Source organism: Aequitasia blattaphilus, from assembly GCF_024721305.1.
Taxonomy (GTDB): Bacteria; Bacillota; Clostridia; order Lachnospirales; family Lachnospiraceae; genus Aequitasia; species Aequitasia blattaphila.
Window position 1 is genome coordinate 106715 of the sequence record NZ_JAMXOD010000008.1, and the last position, 16024, is coordinate 122738.

The 16024-nt window shown below is 35.0% G+C and carries 17 protein-coding genes and 2 pseudogenes; 5 read left to right on the forward strand and 14 right to left on the reverse strand.

What is annotated here, in order from left to right:
• The 3 genes and pseudogenes from NHH15_RS07335 to NHH15_RS07345 all read right to left on the reverse strand — a co-directional run.
• On the reverse strand, positions 1 to 786 hold the full coding sequence (locus NHH15_RS07335; RefSeq protein WP_262066005.1) for a ParA family protein: 786 nt from the start codon (positions 784 to 786) through the stop codon (positions 1 to 3).
• 97 nt (positions 787 to 883) lie between these two features.
• Entirely contained in the window at positions 884 to 1198 is a 315-nt protein-coding gene (rhaM, locus tag NHH15_RS07340; protein WP_262066006.1) for an L-rhamnose mutarotase, read from the reverse strand.
• 1 nt (position 1199) lies between these two features.
• Positions 1200 to 1982: pseudogene (locus NHH15_RS07345) on the reverse strand (substrate-binding domain-containing protein); the annotation flags it as partial.
• A gap of 25 nt (positions 1983 to 2007) precedes the next feature.
• On the opposite strand from NHH15_RS07345, the gene NHH15_RS15765 reads away from it, so the two are divergent.
• From NHH15_RS15765 to NHH15_RS07360, 3 genes are all read left to right on the forward strand, one after another.
• Entirely contained in the window at positions 2008 to 2259 is a 252-nt protein-coding gene (locus NHH15_RS15765; RefSeq protein ID WP_262066007.1) for a helix-turn-helix domain-containing protein, read from the forward strand.
• Positions 2222 to 4045: a sensor histidine kinase gene (locus NHH15_RS07355; protein ID WP_262066008.1), complete on the forward strand. Its 1824-nt coding sequence runs from the start codon at positions 2222 to 2224 to the stop codon at positions 4043 to 4045. Before NHH15_RS15765 ends, NHH15_RS07355 begins: the two co-directional genes overlap by 38 nt.
• 62 nt (positions 4046 to 4107) lie before the next feature.
• The gene (locus NHH15_RS07360; protein WP_262066009.1) at positions 4108 to 5034 is read left to right on the forward strand and encodes an IS4 family transposase; all 927 of its coding nucleotides are present in this window, start codon (positions 4108 to 4110) and stop codon (positions 5032 to 5034) included.
• Positions 5035 to 5247: 213 nt separating this feature from the next.
• Here the strand turns inward: NHH15_RS07360 and NHH15_RS07365 are convergent, their stop codons facing one another.
• The 7 genes from NHH15_RS07365 to NHH15_RS07395 form a co-directional block, all read right to left on the reverse strand.
• On the reverse strand, positions 5248 to 5895 hold the full coding sequence (locus NHH15_RS07365; protein WP_262066010.1) for a hypothetical protein: 648 nt from the start codon (positions 5893 to 5895) through the stop codon (positions 5248 to 5250).
• A gap of 9 nt (positions 5896 to 5904) precedes the next feature.
• Positions 5905 to 7050, reverse strand: coding sequence for a hypothetical protein (locus tag NHH15_RS07370; protein ID WP_262066011.1), 1146 nt, complete (start codon positions 7048 to 7050; stop codon positions 5905 to 5907).
• 479 nt (positions 7051 to 7529) lie between these two features.
• Positions 7530 to 8426 (reverse strand): hypothetical protein, encoded by an 897-nt coding sequence (locus NHH15_RS07375; protein ID WP_262066012.1) that lies wholly within the window; start codon positions 8424 to 8426, stop codon positions 7530 to 7532.
• Positions 8427 to 8504: 78 nt separating this feature from the next.
• Complete coding sequence (locus tag NHH15_RS07380) at positions 8505 to 9152, reverse strand: cell surface protein (RefSeq protein WP_262066013.1); 648 nt, start codon at positions 9150 to 9152, stop codon at positions 8505 to 8507.
• 123 nt (positions 9153 to 9275) lie between these two features.
• The gene (locus NHH15_RS07385; RefSeq protein WP_262066014.1) at positions 9276 to 10139 is read right to left on the reverse strand and encodes an IS3 family transposase; all 864 of its coding nucleotides are present in this window, start codon (positions 10137 to 10139) and stop codon (positions 9276 to 9278) included.
• A gap of 8 nt (positions 10140 to 10147) precedes the next feature.
• On the reverse strand, positions 10148 to 10426 hold the full coding sequence (locus NHH15_RS07390; RefSeq protein ID WP_262066015.1) for a transposase: 279 nt from the start codon (positions 10424 to 10426) through the stop codon (positions 10148 to 10150).
• A gap of 511 nt (positions 10427 to 10937) precedes the next feature.
• Positions 10938 to 13061, reverse strand: coding sequence for a heavy metal translocating P-type ATPase (locus NHH15_RS07395; RefSeq protein ID WP_262066016.1), 2124 nt, complete (start codon positions 13059 to 13061; stop codon positions 10938 to 10940).
• Positions 13062 to 13236: 175 nt separating this feature from the next.
• On the opposite strand from NHH15_RS07395, the gene NHH15_RS07400 reads away from it, so the two are divergent.
• Positions 13237 to 13371: a hypothetical protein gene (locus tag NHH15_RS07400; protein WP_262066017.1), complete on the forward strand. Its 135-nt coding sequence runs from the start codon at positions 13237 to 13239 to the stop codon at positions 13369 to 13371.
• A complete protein-coding gene (lspA, locus tag NHH15_RS07405) occupies positions 13368 to 13868 on the forward strand; it encodes a signal peptidase II (RefSeq protein ID WP_262066018.1) in 501 nt (166 codons plus the stop codon). The genes NHH15_RS07400 and lspA overlap by 4 nt, the downstream gene beginning before the upstream one ends.
• 256 nt (positions 13869 to 14124) lie before the next feature.
• Here the strand turns inward: lspA and NHH15_RS07415 are convergent, their stop codons facing one another.
• The 4 genes and pseudogenes from NHH15_RS07415 to NHH15_RS07430 all read right to left on the reverse strand — a co-directional run.
• Positions 14125 to 14331 carry a (2Fe-2S)-binding protein gene (locus NHH15_RS07415; protein ID WP_262066019.1) on the reverse strand — a complete coding sequence of 69 codons (207 nt, stop codon included), beginning with the start codon at positions 14329 to 14331 and terminating at the stop codon, positions 14125 to 14127.
• Between the two features lie 89 nt (positions 14332 to 14420).
• Entirely contained in the window at positions 14421 to 14759 is a 339-nt protein-coding gene (gene cadC / locus NHH15_RS07420; protein ID WP_262066020.1) for a Cd(II)-sensing metalloregulatory transcriptional repressor CadC, read from the reverse strand.
• 129 nt (positions 14760 to 14888) lie between these two features.
• Positions 14889 to 15806: a conjugal transfer protein gene (locus NHH15_RS07425; protein ID WP_262066021.1), complete on the reverse strand. Its 918-nt coding sequence runs from the start codon at positions 15804 to 15806 to the stop codon at positions 14889 to 14891.
• A gap of 15 nt (positions 15807 to 15821) precedes the next feature.
• Positions 15822 to 15968 (reverse strand): annotated as a pseudogene (locus NHH15_RS07430) (NlpC/P60 family protein); the annotation flags it as partial.
• Between the last annotated feature and the right edge of the window lie 56 nt (positions 15969 to 16024).

The window sequence follows — 16024 nt, forward strand, 5'->3', positions numbered from 1 at the left end:
TCATCGCCTCTTTAGTATTTCATCCGTCAGCTCCAAATATTCATTGCCGCTTCGACTGCTTTTTTTATAGGCCAAAACAGGCATATTATTATCTTGAGACCACTCCACTGCACTGTCTACCCGGATAACCGTCTGGAATACCGGAATATTTTCAATGTTTCTTAAGTCTTCAATTGTCTGCTTGAAGTAGCTTTTCCTTGTGTCTACCTTTGTAATTAATATTCCTGCAATTTTAAGATTCGAATTAATTTCCTTAACCTGTTCAATAAATTCAAACATATTGCCGATACCAAAAAGTCCCCAGGGTGTTGCTTCTACCGGTATAATGACTTCATCAGAAGCACACAGGATATTCATAACCCATCCTCCTAGTGTGGGAGGAGCATCAATTAAGATGTAATCATATTTCTTATCTTCCACAATCTTCTTCAATCCTTTTTTCAGGATAAATTCTCTTTGCCACTTCGAAAACAGCTCATACTCAATAGAGCTCATTAGTGTAGAAGAGGGGATAATATCCAGGTTTTCATATTTTGTAGACAAAATATAGCTTTGTAAATCCTCTCCTTTTCTGATCGCCTCATAGAGATTCTTTTCTCCCTTTGCCAGACTAAGTACCTGATCTTCATCAAATAGGGAAAGAGATAGATTTAATTGCATATCACCATCAATGAGAAGAACCTTTTTTCCTCGAAGAGTCAAGCCATAACCTACATTTCCACAGGTTGTTGACTTCCCACTTCCTCCTTTATTATTTGCAAAACAGATAATTTTCGTTTTTTTCATCGTCTTTTTCTCCCTTTGATTGCTGCAATCATTATACTATCTTTCATTTGAAAAAGCATCTGAAATTAGAATATATCTAATTCCAGATGCCTTATTTTTAATCTAAATGAAATACCAGGTCTAAATCCTCTGATACAGGGCTGTTATCTGGATTGGTTTCCATAATATCTGCCATATACTCCCACCATTTTTTACAAATCTCTGTATCGGCGCTTTTCGCCCAAAGTTCTTCATCACGAAGTTCTATATAGCCATACAATATGTTCGTCTTTTCATCTAAGAAAATAGAATAGTTGGAACCACCGAAATCGTGAATCATCTCTTTCATTTCTGGCCAAAGTTCATTGTGACGTTTTTCATATTCTTTTGCCATACCATCGTAAAGCTTCATTTTAAAGGATTTTCTCTTCATTTTAGTATACGTCTTTCCATTCAGCAATGTTTGAAGGATCGAATTTGAAAGGAGGTCCAAGGATAACTTCTGTTCCGCCATCACTTGCCTTTACTACTTCGTAATCTCCCATGTCGCCAGCTGTAAATGTATCACCTTCTGCTCCTGTGATATCTTCGTTCACTAGTGCGATTGAAGCGTATGCTCCAAGACGTCCTACATCAATTGGATTCCATAGATACATATATGGGCAAGAGAAATCATCTCCTTCACCAATGTATTCTGCCATTTCAGATGGTAAACCAAGTCCTGTTAATTTAACAGAAGATTTTTCATCCTGAAGTACTTTAGCTGCTGCATTGATACCTACTGTCGTTGGTGCACAGATTACTTTTAAGTCAGGATACTTAGACAGTAAAGCCTGGGTTTGATCTGTAGATTTCTGTGGTTCGTCATCACCGTAAGCAACTTCTACTAACTCTAACTTAGAGTATTTAGAATCATCTGCCATAACCTCTTTCATCGCTTCAATCCATGCATTCTGATTTGCAGCCTGAGATGTTGCAGAAAGAATTGCCCATTGGCCTTCTCCACCTGTGATGTCATAGATTGCTTCCATAAGTGATTGTCCAATTTCTGTTGTACCTGCTTGATTCACAAAAGTCATTCTGCTGTCCGCATTTACTTTTGAATCCAAACAAGATACTTTAATTCCAGCATCCATTGCTTCCTCTAATGAAGCCTGTAATGCATTTTCATCATTTGCAGCAATACAGATAGAGTCAACACCTTGAGAAATCAGTGACCATGCTTTTCTCTCCGTTTCTTATATGTGTACTTATTTTAAAAACTTAACGGGAAAAACCATCAATCAGTTTTTAACAGATTACCGCATGGAAAAAGCGATGCAGCTTTTAAAGGATAAGCGAAATCCGATTACGGATATCTCCGCAAAGGTTGGCTATAGTAACAGCAATTACTTCAGCAAAAGTTTTAAGAAATACACCGGTGTCACTCCGTCAAAATACAGGGAGGAGCTGACAAATGAAAAAACTGCTAAACAAACTGACTCAGACCTATAAAAATTTCAAAATACAAAAGAAACTTACCATAAGCTACTTAATTATCATCACCTTGCCTATGGCTGTTATTATTGTCTTTTTCTTTTTCAAACTCTATGGAATGATTGTTGCTGATACCATACGAAACGAACAAAATTCGGCCAGTCAAACAGCGCCTCGTATCGAAAAAGAGGTTGATGAAATCATTGGTATTCATGATGAGATTATTAGTGAAAATTACTATAAAAAATTGGTGAATCCTAACCGCACAATTAGTCTGGAGGATATTGCCCTTTCTTCCGATGCCTTGGATTTCCATAATGCCTTGGAAGCCTTAGAAGAAACCCGGGAAATTGAAGAGGTTCGTCTTTACCTTGATCTTCCTTCTTCAGAAAGTGTATTCAAGGATGGTATGGCAGCTAAGGATATCTCTTCTATCGAACACGCGAAAGGAACCTATTGGTACGGTATTTTTCGCGGGGATCCTATGATTAGTTCCATGTTTTGTCCCTCCTTTTATCTCAGTTCAAAGGAGATTAATTCTTATGGGAATATGGCATATATTACAAAATTCTCCGTGATGCATGAAAACACTTATAAGTTTTGTTATCTAGCCATTTATTTTAATCAGGATTCCATTGAGGATATCCTAAAATCGAGCCTTACCTCTTCTTCCAACGTTGCATACATTATCAATGACCGAAACAGTATTGTTGCTGCCAGCGATATGGCCAATGCCGGAACGTATCATTTCAGTTATGAAAATGTAGAGGATCAGTTTATGTCCTCCAACAACTTTATTACGAAAGAGGTGGTTGGTGAGGAGGTGTACGCTGGGTTCTATCATATCAAGGCTGCAAAGTGGTACCTTGTTATTGCCATGCCCTCTACTCCTATGGTAACCAAAAGTAATAGCATAGTGGCCTTGCTTCTATTCGCCTATGTCCTTTGTATTCTGCTGGCTTTGTGGCTTGCTTATAAGCTTTCTCACTCTTTAACCCGAAGGCTCTCTATGGTGTCCAGTCAGATGACTAAGGCAAAGTCTGCACTGCCAGAAGCCCTTCCCCCATCGGATACCAATGATGAAATCGGTATTGTAATCGATTCCTATAGCTATATGACCAATACCATACATAAACTGATTGACGATCTTCGTATTGCCGAGTTTAACTCTCTCCAGGCTCAGATTAATCCTCACTTCCTTTACAATACAATGGATATGATTAACTGGCTGGCCAATCAGGGGAAATCCGAAGAGGTTACAAATGCCATCCAAAAGCTATCCAAGTACTATAAGCTAACCTTAAGCAAGCGTAAGTCTGTATCTACCATTGCAAATGAAACCGAGCATGCTTGTATCTATGTGGAGCTGCAAAATATGCGTTTTAACGATCAGATTGACCTGGTTGTTGACTTTCCTGACGTTCTTATGGATTATACTTTACCGAAACTAACCTTTCAGCCAGTGATTGAGAATTCCATTCTTCACGGTATTTTGGAAAAGGATAGTAAGTCTGGTACCATTGTTTTAACGGGCTGGGTTGAGGCAGATGCCTTGGTCATTTTGATATCCGATGATGGAGTAGGCATGGATGAAGATACTCTGGACAACCTCCTTAATGACAATACTGTTTCTCCCAAAAACGGAGGCACAAATATTGCCATATACAATACCCATAAGCGTATTCAGGTAATGTATGGGGAGGATTATGGTCTTTCTTATCACAGCACGAAGGGTGAAGGCACGGAAGTAACCATACGCCTTCCAGCTCTTCTGGAAGCACCAAATCGTGATGAGATGAATTGACTGATTTGATATAGAATGGATCTAAGCAGTTATTTTGATTTCAAATCACACCTGACACACATATGAAAAATCCCCATAAGATTTCGACCAATGGCATTAAGTTAATAAAATCTCACACTTATGAGGATGCAGTCATTTTCAAACGCAAAGAAGCTGGTGAAAATAAAGCACTAACTGAAATGGTAGACAGATCAGCTTTGCAGGGAAATGTAATTGTGATTGCAGATAGAGGATATGAGGCATACAACAACATGGCTTATATCCAAGAAAAAGGATGGTTTTATCTAATACGAGTGAAAGATTTTAACAGGTATTCATCTGGTATTCTACATGGTTTGGAGTTGCCAGATACTGAGGAATTCGATGAGTATATAGATTTAAAAATAACTCGGAAACAGACTAATGAAATGAAAAAACTTTTTGAGCAAAGAAATCACTATAGACGAATCGCTCATAATAAACCATTTGACTATCTACCTGTTAAAAGCAAAAAATCTGATCCTACCATACTTTATAATTTGCCATTTCGTATTGTACGCTTTCCAATATCACAGAATTCTTACGAAGTTGTAGTCACCAATCTGGATACAGATGAATTTCCTGCGGATACCCTGAAACAACTGTATGGTATGCGATGGGGAATTGAAACTTCATTCAGAGATTTGAAATATACGGTAGGATTACTTCATTTTCACTCAAAAAAGGTGGAATACATACTTCAAGAAATCTTTGCACGGTTAATCATGTATAACTTTTCAGAATTGATTACCTCACATGTAGTCATTGAAAAGAAAGATAGAAAATATGAATATAAAGTCAATTTTTCTGTCGCAGTACATATATGTCGTGAATTTCTAATTAGTATAAATATCCCACCTGATATTGAATCACTTATTGCAAGATATATAACGCCCATTCGACCTGGACGTTCAAGGCCTCGTGAAATGAAATCCAAACAAGCAATAAGTTTCATGTATAGAATAGCATAGATTTTTGAATAGATATATCACTTTTTTGACAAGGGAACGCTCTTGTCTATTTGTCACGTCCTTAAATCCACAAAAAATTCATCAGCTTAAATCAAAGGGAAAAGAAAAGAGAAATTAATATCACAAACAATACTAACTTCTCTTTAAACCTCTTAACTTAATGCCATTGAGATTTCGACTATGGGGATTTTGTATAGGCAAAAAAGTTGAGGATTAATTAATTTGAACATTTTCCTCTCTAACAAGTTCACGTTTAAAGGTTTCAAAATATTCATTCCAATCATCAGAGGATGCATTGGGGTTTTCTTGATAATACAAATCCATTAGGGAGGATACATATTTTTCGATTGGCAAATTTTTCTCATAAACTTTTTTTTGGTAATCCCAATAAGCTTCTTCGTTATCGAAATGTTTGATGATTTCTTCCGCCTGTTGTTTGGATTCGGTACTCGCATTTTCACCAATTAATATATCTTTCAGTTCTTGAATCTTTTCCAGCACTTCACCGTCTGAACATAAGTACCCATTCTGAAGTGCTTGATAATACAGCGATTCACGTTGAGTCACATGTTCATATGCCGCTTCAGTCGCTATTTCATCAGTCATTCCCGCTATAGAAAAGAATATCTTTGCTTGTGCAATGTCCTCTGATGTTACTATTATATGATTTCCTTTTGCGTATGATTTCTTTTTCGTTGAACGGCTTCGGAATTTTGGGTTTGTATTCTGAGTTGCTAAATATTCCCCCCATGAATCCAGCTCTTTATTGCTTTTTGTCTCATCAGCTACTGAATTTAAGTACATTGCTGAGAATAATAGGAATATAGCTGCAAACGATAGTAATCTCTTTTTGAATTTCATATTTTCCTCCTATTTTGTATTTAGACTTTGACTTGTTGACATACCTTTAGATGGTACAAGTGCACTACTACAGAATATTACCGCACGTAGCACTCCCGTTATTCCTGCGTTATTTGCATATATTACTCTTTCGGTATTTTTTAGTCCATAACCGCTTAACCATTGTGATGAATCAAATATTATACTAAGATCACTATACTTACTGAAATTTCTCCCGTTTGAGTGATTGATAGTACCCATATGAACAGATGGTGTTGATGTCGCACCTGATACGTTGTATAAGACCGAAGCATCTCTTTCAAGAAAATGAGAGCTTGAACCTGCTTTTATATAATTTTCTTGGTATATCAATTCTGCTGTAGCCGTTGACCATCCTCCCTCAGGAACGGCGAATGTGAATGTTTGTCTCTTTCTTGAGACTTTCATTTTCCGTTCAACCATAGAACCACTAGAATTAAAATAGTATAAAACACCTGAGATAGTGTGCCACCCTGTCAGCATAGAACCACTAGAGTTAAAATAGTACCAGGCCGCACCTTGCTGTAACCATCCTATGCGCATGGCACCACTTGCAGAAAGGTAATACCAAGTCGTCCCTTGCTGTAGCCAGCCAATGTGCATAGAGCCACTGGAATTAAAGTAGTACCATGTAACTCCTATTTGTCTCCAGCCTGTGTGCATTGCTCCGCTCGCATCTAAATAGTACCATGCACCAGAGACATAACGCCACCCTACACACATATACCCTAAATTATCAAAATAGTACCATTTTCCAGCAATGAACTCCCAACCATTAATCGTATAATTTCCATTGCTATGTCTATACCACCAACGCCCAACATTACTATCAAATATCCACTGATTTTTAATAGTAATGTTTCTTATAGACTTAACATTTGATTCATCTGTCTCTGAATCTGTGTTTGATATAATTGTGTTTTTTTCTTCTAAATTGCTATTTGACATATTTTCCTCTTCAGTTAAACCATACTCATCTTCACCCGTTCTTTTGTCTTCCTTAAGCTCCTCATCTGTATCAGTGGTTTTTGTGGATACAGGTGGTACAGTTTCTTCCGCAAATACATATCTAGCATTTTCGCATAATAGTGAAATACATAAAATAAGTAAATAAAACCTTTTCTTTTTTTGAACCATTTTTTACTCCTTTCATAATATTATTCATTTATTATAGCAAATAATACTTCCAACTCGTACTATAGTCAAGTGTTTTCAGATATTTGAAATTAATCAGTAGTTTTTTTGGGAAATAATATATAAGCCCAAATATTATCGTTCAATTTAAGCAGTTTCCTCTCTAACAAGTCCACATCAGAGTGGTTGACTCTTAGTGAGATTTTGTTTACTCCTCTTTATACCTACGGTCGATGTATGACAGCAAAGCAAAAAGGAACCGAATTTCTTATTTTATAAGAATTTCAATTCCTTTTTCACTCTAGCACAGTATATTTTATTTTCTGTCAACCCTTCATCGCAGTTATGCAGTCAGAATTTCGATAAGTCCTCCTTCCAGAGCCTTCGGGAGATTTAGTGTAAGAATCGAGGCCACTGCTCCTCGTTCTAACCGTTTAATAGTATTTAAAATATCTACTTTTGAAAACTGTTTCTCTTATCCTTTAGTTCTTCTTTTTACGTATAAGAAAACCACAACCAACAAAAAGTATTATCCCTAGCCCTCCTAAAAGAATCCACTTCCTTTCAACTCCAATAGAAACTGAATTTAGCGCTTCTGAAATATGTACAACCAACGAACCACGTTCAAATGCATTAGATAGCTCCATTGCTTGACTAAAATCAAATACTCCTGCTTCCAAATCATTCTTTTCAAAGAATCTCTTACTCTTCCTTATTTTTTCCACATTTTCTTTCTCCATGAGTGGATATGGTTCATTAAGACTAAGTACATTTTCAGCTTTTTGATTATGAAACGTAATTCCTACTCCATAGTGAAATCCTGGTATTGATTCTACAATAACTGCCTCTTCACATTCAACCTGTTGACCAACCTCCTCTAAAGTTTCTGACAAATAGTGTCTAACACCTATGCTGACACCTTGACACACCCACTTTCCCATGTTACTTTCATATTCAGCAATCTGTTCTTCTGACAATACTAGTTTTTCCTTATTCGTTAAAGGCTCTCTATGTTTCCCATAAGTAAGTTCCAACTTATTTCCATTGACTTCAACTGGAAGACTCCAAAAGTAATCACTTTTCTCAATATATTCCTTAATGATTTCTGCATCATTGGTTCCCGCATTTTCTATACCTGTATCTACATATACTTTATACATTCTTGAATAATCCAGCTGAACATCACTTTCACTTATCTCATCAAAGTATTCCATGCCATAACCGCTTTGCAACATATCCATAGCGTCCTCTTCTATATCCAAAATATTTTGATACTCTTCACATTCCTGAACCTTCTCCAGATAGACGCCATCATTCGTTGCTTCACTTTGAAAAGCATATAAAAGCCAAAGCAAAACAATTGGAATTATTTTTTTCATGTTCTCCTCCTACCTCCTATTCCCACGAAACAGGAAACTATTAACTTTCACCTTTTACACTTCTTTATACGCAAACGACTACTCTATGGCATCATCCGAAACAAATCTTTTTCTATCATCAATTACCTGCACATCAACACTTCTTTTTATTTCATCTTCTATGTTGTTGGCTTGCTCACTCGATATGAAGCTTCTCGTTGTCGTAATTTCTTTTTGATTATCATCTAACGGAATCGTAGAATTCGGACCACCAACAATATTCGTTCCCTCCTGTTCCGCTTGAATAAAGAAAACATATCGATTACCTTCTATCGGCAAAACATCATCACTGAAAAGATAACATTTAGTTCCATCTTCCGAAAGTCCAGCCATTTTTTTTATCTTTATATTACGATCAGCAGGAATATTTCCTTTGATGCTTTCTTCAACATATACTAAATAATTCGAAAATGGAATTCCCTCCATTTTAATTGTTCCATCTTCCTGTCTCACTTCTGTGACTGATTCATACTCTACTAAAAGTTCTTCAACCACTTTTCCAACAATCACGTAATCTGCAAAACCGATTAATTCAGGGTAAGAATTCGTATCAAAAGAAAACATCCCTTCTCCAACTACAAGCTCCGGTAAAGTTTTTTCTTCTACTTCTGCTGTCGTAATATCTTTCTTTGACTCACATCCCACTAAAATGAAACAACATATAAATAACAAAAATATTTTTTTCATAAGCTCTCCTATCAATATCTACTATATGACATGTCGTATGATTTTCGATCATTATTACTCAAGGGTCCTTAAACTCAAGGGTGGATCTACGTCAATACATTGGACACAAAAAGTTGATTTTTTTCATGCAGCCTGAATAGCTTCATCCTCTATTTGCTGAGGTGTTTTATATCCAAGTGCACTGTGAATCCGTTGGCGATTATACCAGGATTCTATATATTCAAAGATTGCCATACGGCATTCTTCAAAGTCTTGGTAAGTGTGGAGATATATTTCCTCTTTCTTCATTACAGAGTGAAAGGATTCGATACATGCGTTATCGTATGGATTACCTTTTCTACTAAATGAGTGAACAAATCCATTTGATCGCATATATTTCTCGAACAAATCACTGGTATATTGGCTCCCTAAATCACTATGCAAAATAATCCCATCCGTATCAGATACATTTAAACACGCATTTTTTACAGCCTCAAGTGCGAGGTCAGCAGTCATGCTTTTACCATAAGCATAACCTATTATTTTACGATCATAAAGATCCATGACAGATGCCAAATATGTCCATCCTTCCTTCAGCACATGGATATAGGTGATATCTGTAACCCACTTTTGGTTAATTGTTTCAGCTTTGAAATTACGGTTTAGAACATTTTCTTTATCATCAGGAACTTTGCCCTGATTCGCCTTGTGGTTATATTTTTTGACTACAACAGAGCGGAGAGCCTGGTGCTGCATATGACGCTGTACTCGCTTGATACTACAAGGAACACCATTATCGTTAAGCTTGCGACATATCTTGACAGCACCATAACGCTTTTTGTTTTCCTCAAAGCATTGCTTAACCTCTGACGCAAATTTTTTATATTCCTGTTCCTTACTTGAAGGTACATGAACCAGAGCCTCATAATAGGTGCTTCTTGCGAATTTTAAGGCCTTACACATTTGCTTGACGGTATATTTATTAAGATTGTTATTGATAAAGGACACGTACTCTGTTATCGATCTTTTGCGAATATGGCAGTAGCTTTTTTTAATATTTCATTCTCAATTTCAAGGTCTCTCATTTTCTTTTGAAGTGCTTTATATTCCTTCATAGAGATGGTTTCTGTCTCAGATACCTGAATGGGGCTTAAACTTCTTACCCAGTTTAGAATAGTTGATTTTGCCACGCCATATTCGCTTGATAGTTGCGGGAATGAGTAATTCCCAGTATTGTACAAATCCACAAGTTGTTGTTTGAATTCTTGTGTGTACTTCTTTTGATTCTTTGCCATGTTGAACAGCTCCTTTACATTATGATATTGATTATAAGGTGTTCAACTTTTCGTGTCCATTCTTATATACTAGCACCAAAATTACGCATGACTGTTTTACAAAAGCTATCAAATTGATGTTCAATAGTCTTTTCATAGTTAGAAATAGTTACCATAAGAATCCACCCCCTTTCCGTTTGCAAGTGATTAATTAACCTTGCTTATTCCTATCACGGTGGAAAGGGGGGGAATCTTCGATAAAAACAAAAAAATACACACTTTTACCTCATGGCAAAAATGCGTATTCTTTCTATATCTATATTTAATTGTTAGTTTTCTTTTTTTATCCCCTAACCAAAACATAACAGCACCTCTATAAAAGCTACCGCTGTTTTGGAAAAATTAACAAATTAAGAAAAAACAGATTACAATAGAAACTTCATGAAAAGCTACTTACAAAGCGGTAGTTTTTTTTTATTGCTTTGTAAGTTTCATTAGTTATTGTAATCTGTAAATAATTTTTAGTATATTATTATTTTTTGACTTTCATTAATCTTAATCCATTTAATGTAACTAGTAATGTGGCACCCATATCAGCTACAATCGCAATCCATAATGTTAACCAACCTGGAAGCACTAATAGCAATGCTAGTAGTTTGATTCCAAGGGAGAAAGTTATATTTTGCTTAATTATTTTTAATGTCTTTCGACTAAGATTTACAATGAATGGTAATTTCTTTAAGTCATCTCCCATTAAGGCAACATCGGCTGTTTCTAAAGCAGTATCAGTCCCAGCTCCTCCCATTGCTATTCCTACAGTAGAAGCAGCTAAGGCAGGGGCGTCATTTACTCCATCTCCAATCATAGCGACTTTACCGTATGTTTGTTTTAATTCTTTAATGTAAGTAAGTTTATCTTCTGGCATTAACTCTGCTTTTATATCAGAAACACCGATTTCTTTACCTATGAACTGTGCTGTGTCATTATTATCTCCTGTTAGCATAATAGTGTGAGCAATACCTAATTTATGAAGTTGTGCAATAACTTCTTTACTAGATTCCCTAACTTCATCAGCTACAGCTATGATTGCTAAAATATTTGATTCTGTTCCAAATAGCATAGCTGTTTTTCCTTGCTTTTGTAGTGATTGATATGTTTGAGAAATACTTTGAGATTTTTCTAAACTAGATTCAAAAAGTTTTGAGCTACCAATGTAATAGGTTATACCGTCTACATCACCCTTAACACCTTTACCAGTGATTGATGAAAAATTATCAATTTCTATTGACTTGTAATCGACATTATCAATCATAGCTTTTGAAATGATTGCAGAGGCAAGAGGGTGTTGTGACAAGGTTTCTAAAGCTGTAATAATTGAAAGTGATTTCTGTTCGTCCATATGTTCAGAATAAGGAATAAAATCAGTTACAACTGGTTTTCCTTTCGTCAATGTACCTGTCTTATCAAAAGCAATTGCTTGTAGTCCACCAATTTCTTCTAAGTAAATTCCACCTTTTACAAGAACACCGTTTTTTGCTGAATTTCCAATTGCAGAAACGATAGATACTGGAGTAGAAATTACAAGTGAACAAGGACAACCTACAACCAGAAGAGATAACCCTTGATATACCCATGTATCCCAATCTCCACCAAAGAATAGAGGAGGAACGACTACAACAAGCAGAGCAATAAGCATAATAGTAGGTGTATAATACTTCGCAAACTTATCTACAAACGCTTGAGCAGGTGCACGTTCGCCTTGTGCTTCCTCAACTAAGTGTATAATCTTTGAGATTGTAGTATCTTCTACATGTTTAGTGACCTTTACTTCTAATAGTCCTTCTTCGTTTAATGTTCCAGCAAAAACTTCATCGTCAACTTTCTTTTCAACTGGAATAGATTCTCCAGTAATTGCGGACTGATTAATTGCCGAATAACCTTTTATAACAATTCCATCCATAGCAATTTTTTGCCCTGGTTTTATAATCATGATATCTCCAATTTGAATATCACTGACCGCAATCATTTGTTCTACATCATCACGGCGTATTAATGCTTCTTTTGGAGCAATGTCCATTAGTGAACGAATGGACTGTCTTGCTTTATCCATAGAATATCGTTCTAATACTTCACTTAGTGCGAAAAGTATTACTACAATAGAACCCTCAGCCCATTCACCTATTATGGAAGCACCGATAATTGCTATAGTCATAAGTGATTCCATTGTAAAGTCTAATTTAATTAAATTGGCGAATCCCTCTTTAAATAAATTAAATCCACCAACCACAATTGCAATAACATATAAGATAATAGTTGTTGTTGAATCTTCGCCACTAATATTCTGAGAAATAAAAGCTAATATAATAAAAATAATTGATACAACTAAATGCCAATTCTTTTTTAGAAAGGATTCTTTCTTTACTGGTGAGTTGGAATAATCTTTTTCATTAGTGATTCTTAGATTTTCAAATGCTCCTGCTTTTTCAATTTGACTAATGGAAGTTTCTCCATAAACTGAAATCTTCCCTGCTCCAAAATTAACCTTTGCATCAGTCACGCCCTCAAGGTTTTTGACATTTTTTTCAAACTTTCCTGCACAATTTGTACAAGATAACCCGTCTACACGGTAAGTTGTTTGTTTACTTGCTTTACTCATAAAGCTCCTCCTTTTTTCAAACACTCAAGTGTTTGTTTGAATATTTACAAACACATAATATCAGATTCTGCAAAAACATTCAAGCGTTTGTTTGAATAAAATTAATTTCATCAAAATTTGTTCTTGTCTTAAGGTAAGTAAATGTTATAATAGCAATTAAAAAAGGAGACATTAGATGAAAAAAACAAAGTATATACTAAAAGCCGTTTGCTCATTGAATGAAGATTTAAACTTAAAACTAAATGATAATCTTATTACTGATAGAAAAACTATATTTTCAAAATGCATTGTGCTAGGTGAGTTGATATGAAAAACAAAACAATTGTATCAAAGCAAAATTCAATTCTACTAGCAATAATGATAGGGGCTATCCTCACTGACCAGTTATCAAAAATTTGGGTAACTTCAAACTTGCAATTAGGAGAATCAATTGAAATTATCCCTTCTTTTTTCAAGATAACCTACGCTCAAAATACAGGTGCAGCCTGGAGTATTTTAGAAGGACATATGACTTTCTTTTATGTGGTAACATTAGTTGCACTGATACTATTAGGATGGTATTTTTATCGTCTTAAAGAGTATCAAATTATTCAAAAAATTGGAGTAGTATTAATGGTTTCTGGAACATTAGGTAATTTTATAGATCGCCTACTTTTTCAATATGTACGTGACTCTTTAGACTTTCACATTTTAGGTTACAATTTTCCTATCTTTAATGTTGCTGATGTTTTACTAATTAGTGGGGTTCTATTCATCATTATTGATGAATTTTTAATATCTTTCGGTGTCAGTTACAAAAAAACGTAGCATTATTTTACAAGTAGAAGATTTATTTTGTAAAAATATCATAACAAAACCTCTCTTTATTTTTTTAAACTACGACTAAGAATACTAGCTTGTTTAAAAGATAAAGAGAGGCTTTAATTGTGTTTGAAGAATTTTTTTAAAGTACAATATCTTTGATTAGCGTTTCGACTAAAGAATTATTTAATGAATAATAGAGCACTTTTCCAATTTTCTTATTTTGAACTACTCCAGCATGCTTTTCTAATTTATTGCTTTTTTACTCATTTAATAATTCAACAATTTCTTTTGAACAACAGCGTTTTCTTGGGCTTAGTTCTTTGCATTTTCCTAAAGTACAAGCAGATGTTGTTAGTCTTATTTTCTCTAATGTTGTTGCTCCTTGATGTATAGCATTAACAATGATTTCTTTTGAGATATTTGAGCAATAACAAATGATTTCATCTTCCATATTTTCATCTTCCATATTAATCTCCTTTCCTCCATTGATACAATTATATCATTATTAGATTATTGTTTATAAGCAATCTATTTACTTCTTGAAATATAGGTGAGTTATTGAAGTATAATATCCTTGATTAATGTCTCTACTATAGAATTACTCAATGAATAATATACCATTTTCCCTATCTTTTTATTCTGAACCACTCCCGCTTTGCTCAATGATTTTAGATGGTGAGAAGTAGTTGCTACTGTTGATTTTACAATGATTGAAATGTCACAGACACATAATTCTTTTTCCAAAGTTAAAGCATAGGCAATAGTTAACCTTGTTTCTTCAGATAGTGCTTTAAAAATTTGACTAATACTGCCAATTTTTTTATCTTCTAATGATGTTTGAATTTTTTGAACCTTTTCCTCATCAAAGCAGGTTACCTCACAAATGTCATTCATGTTACTAAACACTCCTTTTCAAATTATATTCAAGCATGTGTTTGAATATAATCTAATAATATCATGCTTTTGATGTTTGTTCAATTTTTTTTTGACTTTATTAATTACTATGTGAGAAAAAGACGAAAACTAATTGTTTTTGATGATTACCCAATTCTCATTTTTTTGTAAAATTAGTTTAAACTGAGATAATTGTGTAACTTTGGTTTCTTTATCAAGATATTTTACTGTTACAAGGACTGTCACTTGATTGTCAGCTTGTGTGCAAACAGAATTCACAAGCTCCACAAATACATAATCTTTATTGATTACATCAAGAGCTTGATTACTCACATAGTAGGACAGCTCTTTTTCTGTTGCAGTAGGGTAGAGCTTAAAGAATGTGTCTAGGAAACTATTGATTTCCTCTGTGGTAACAGCGTCCACTGTTCCATCACTATCAGAAAGGACAGGTTCATAGTTTGACTTTTGGGGTTTGCTATTGATAGTAGGGTTCTTAATGATTACCATATTACCAGTTTCATCAACATAGACAGTAACAGAATAAGTGGAAGTGATATTCTTCTTATTCTCGCCCTCTGTAATCTGTTGTCCTACTGAAAAGAGTACATCATAGGCATTTTCATTGTTCTGTGTCACACCCCATACTTGAAAGCTGTTGACAATAGAACTAGTAGGAATATCAGAACGAACCATTTCAGTATTTAACTGTTGTAGGTTTTCGGTCAAATAATTCTTTAGCCGTTCATTTCGATTGGTCTGTGAATCTTGCGACTGTTGCCACGAGAAATATTCATTGCTAAAAGATTCTACAAAGCTCTCAATGCTATTCGTATCAACAACCTGTTTCTCAATGATTTCTTTTTCATGGACGGTGTGAATATCAATCGCTGTAAAGTTCTTATAAATTCCAAAGCTCATACTTCCTATTAGTAATACCCATAAGGCAATTGTGAGCTTTTTATGTGTTCCCACTTTGATAGTGGGAATCTGTTTTTGTTTCTTTGGTTTGTCTGGTTTTTCTTTTCGTTCAATTTTGATTTTCATTTTATCAATTCCTTTCTATTTGATAATGCGCCCAGCTCCAATTAAATGAGCTTGCCAATAACTGTCGGTAAGGTTGGTATACCCAATCGGATTCCCTGCATGGTACATTTGGTTATTACCAACGTAGATTCCAACGTGCGTCACATAACTACCAGCGTCATAGTGGTGCTAGTATATTAGCGTGGACAGAAAAAGTCGAACAAACTATAATTATTAAA

Coding starts and splice junctions, on each gene's coding strand:
- NHH15_RS07335 (WP_262066005.1), bottom strand. CDS start 786: ATGAAAAAAACGAAAATTATCTGTTTTGCAAATAATAAAGGAGGAAGT.
- rhaM (WP_262066006.1), bottom strand. CDS start 1,198: ATGAAGAGAAAATCCTTTAAAATGAAGCTTTACGATGGTATGGCAAAA.
- NHH15_RS15765 (WP_262066007.1), top strand. CDS start 2,008: ATGTGTACTTATTTTAAAAACTTAACGGGAAAAACCATCAATCAGTTT.
- NHH15_RS07355 (WP_262066008.1), top strand. CDS start 2,222: ATGAAAAAACTGCTAAACAAACTGACTCAGACCTATAAAAATTTCAAA.
- NHH15_RS07360 (WP_262066009.1), top strand. CDS start 4,108: ATGAAAAATCCCCATAAGATTTCGACCAATGGCATTAAGTTAATAAAA.
- NHH15_RS07365 (WP_262066010.1), bottom strand. CDS start 5,895: ATGAAATTCAAAAAGAGATTACTATCGTTTGCAGCTATATTCCTATTA.
- NHH15_RS07370 (WP_262066011.1), bottom strand. CDS start 7,050: ATGGTTCAAAAAAAGAAAAGGTTTTATTTACTTATTTTATGTATTTCA.
- NHH15_RS07375 (WP_262066012.1), bottom strand. CDS start 8,426: ATGAAAAAAATAATTCCAATTGTTTTGCTTTGGCTTTTATATGCTTTT.
- NHH15_RS07380 (WP_262066013.1), bottom strand. CDS start 9,152: ATGAAAAAAATATTTTTGTTATTTATATGTTGTTTCATTTTAGTGGGA.
- NHH15_RS07390 (WP_262066015.1), bottom strand. CDS start 10,426: ATGGCAAAGAATCAAAAGAAGTACACACAAGAATTCAAACAACAACTT.
- NHH15_RS07395 (WP_262066016.1), bottom strand. CDS start 13,061: ATGAGTAAAGCAAGTAAACAAACAACTTACCGTGTAGACGGGTTATCT.
- NHH15_RS07400 (WP_262066017.1), top strand. CDS start 13,237: ATGAAAAAAACAAAGTATATACTAAAAGCCGTTTGCTCATTGAATGAA.
- lspA (WP_262066018.1), top strand. CDS start 13,368: ATGAAAAACAAAACAATTGTATCAAAGCAAAATTCAATTCTACTAGCA.
- NHH15_RS07415 (WP_262066019.1), bottom strand. CDS start 14,331: ATGGAAGATGAAAATATGGAAGATGAAATCATTTGTTATTGCTCAAAT.
- cadC (WP_262066020.1), bottom strand. CDS start 14,759: ATGAATGACATTTGTGAGGTAACCTGCTTTGATGAGGAAAAGGTTCAA.
- NHH15_RS07425 (WP_262066021.1), bottom strand. CDS start 15,806: ATGAAAATCAAAATTGAACGAAAAGAAAAACCAGACAAACCAAAGAAA.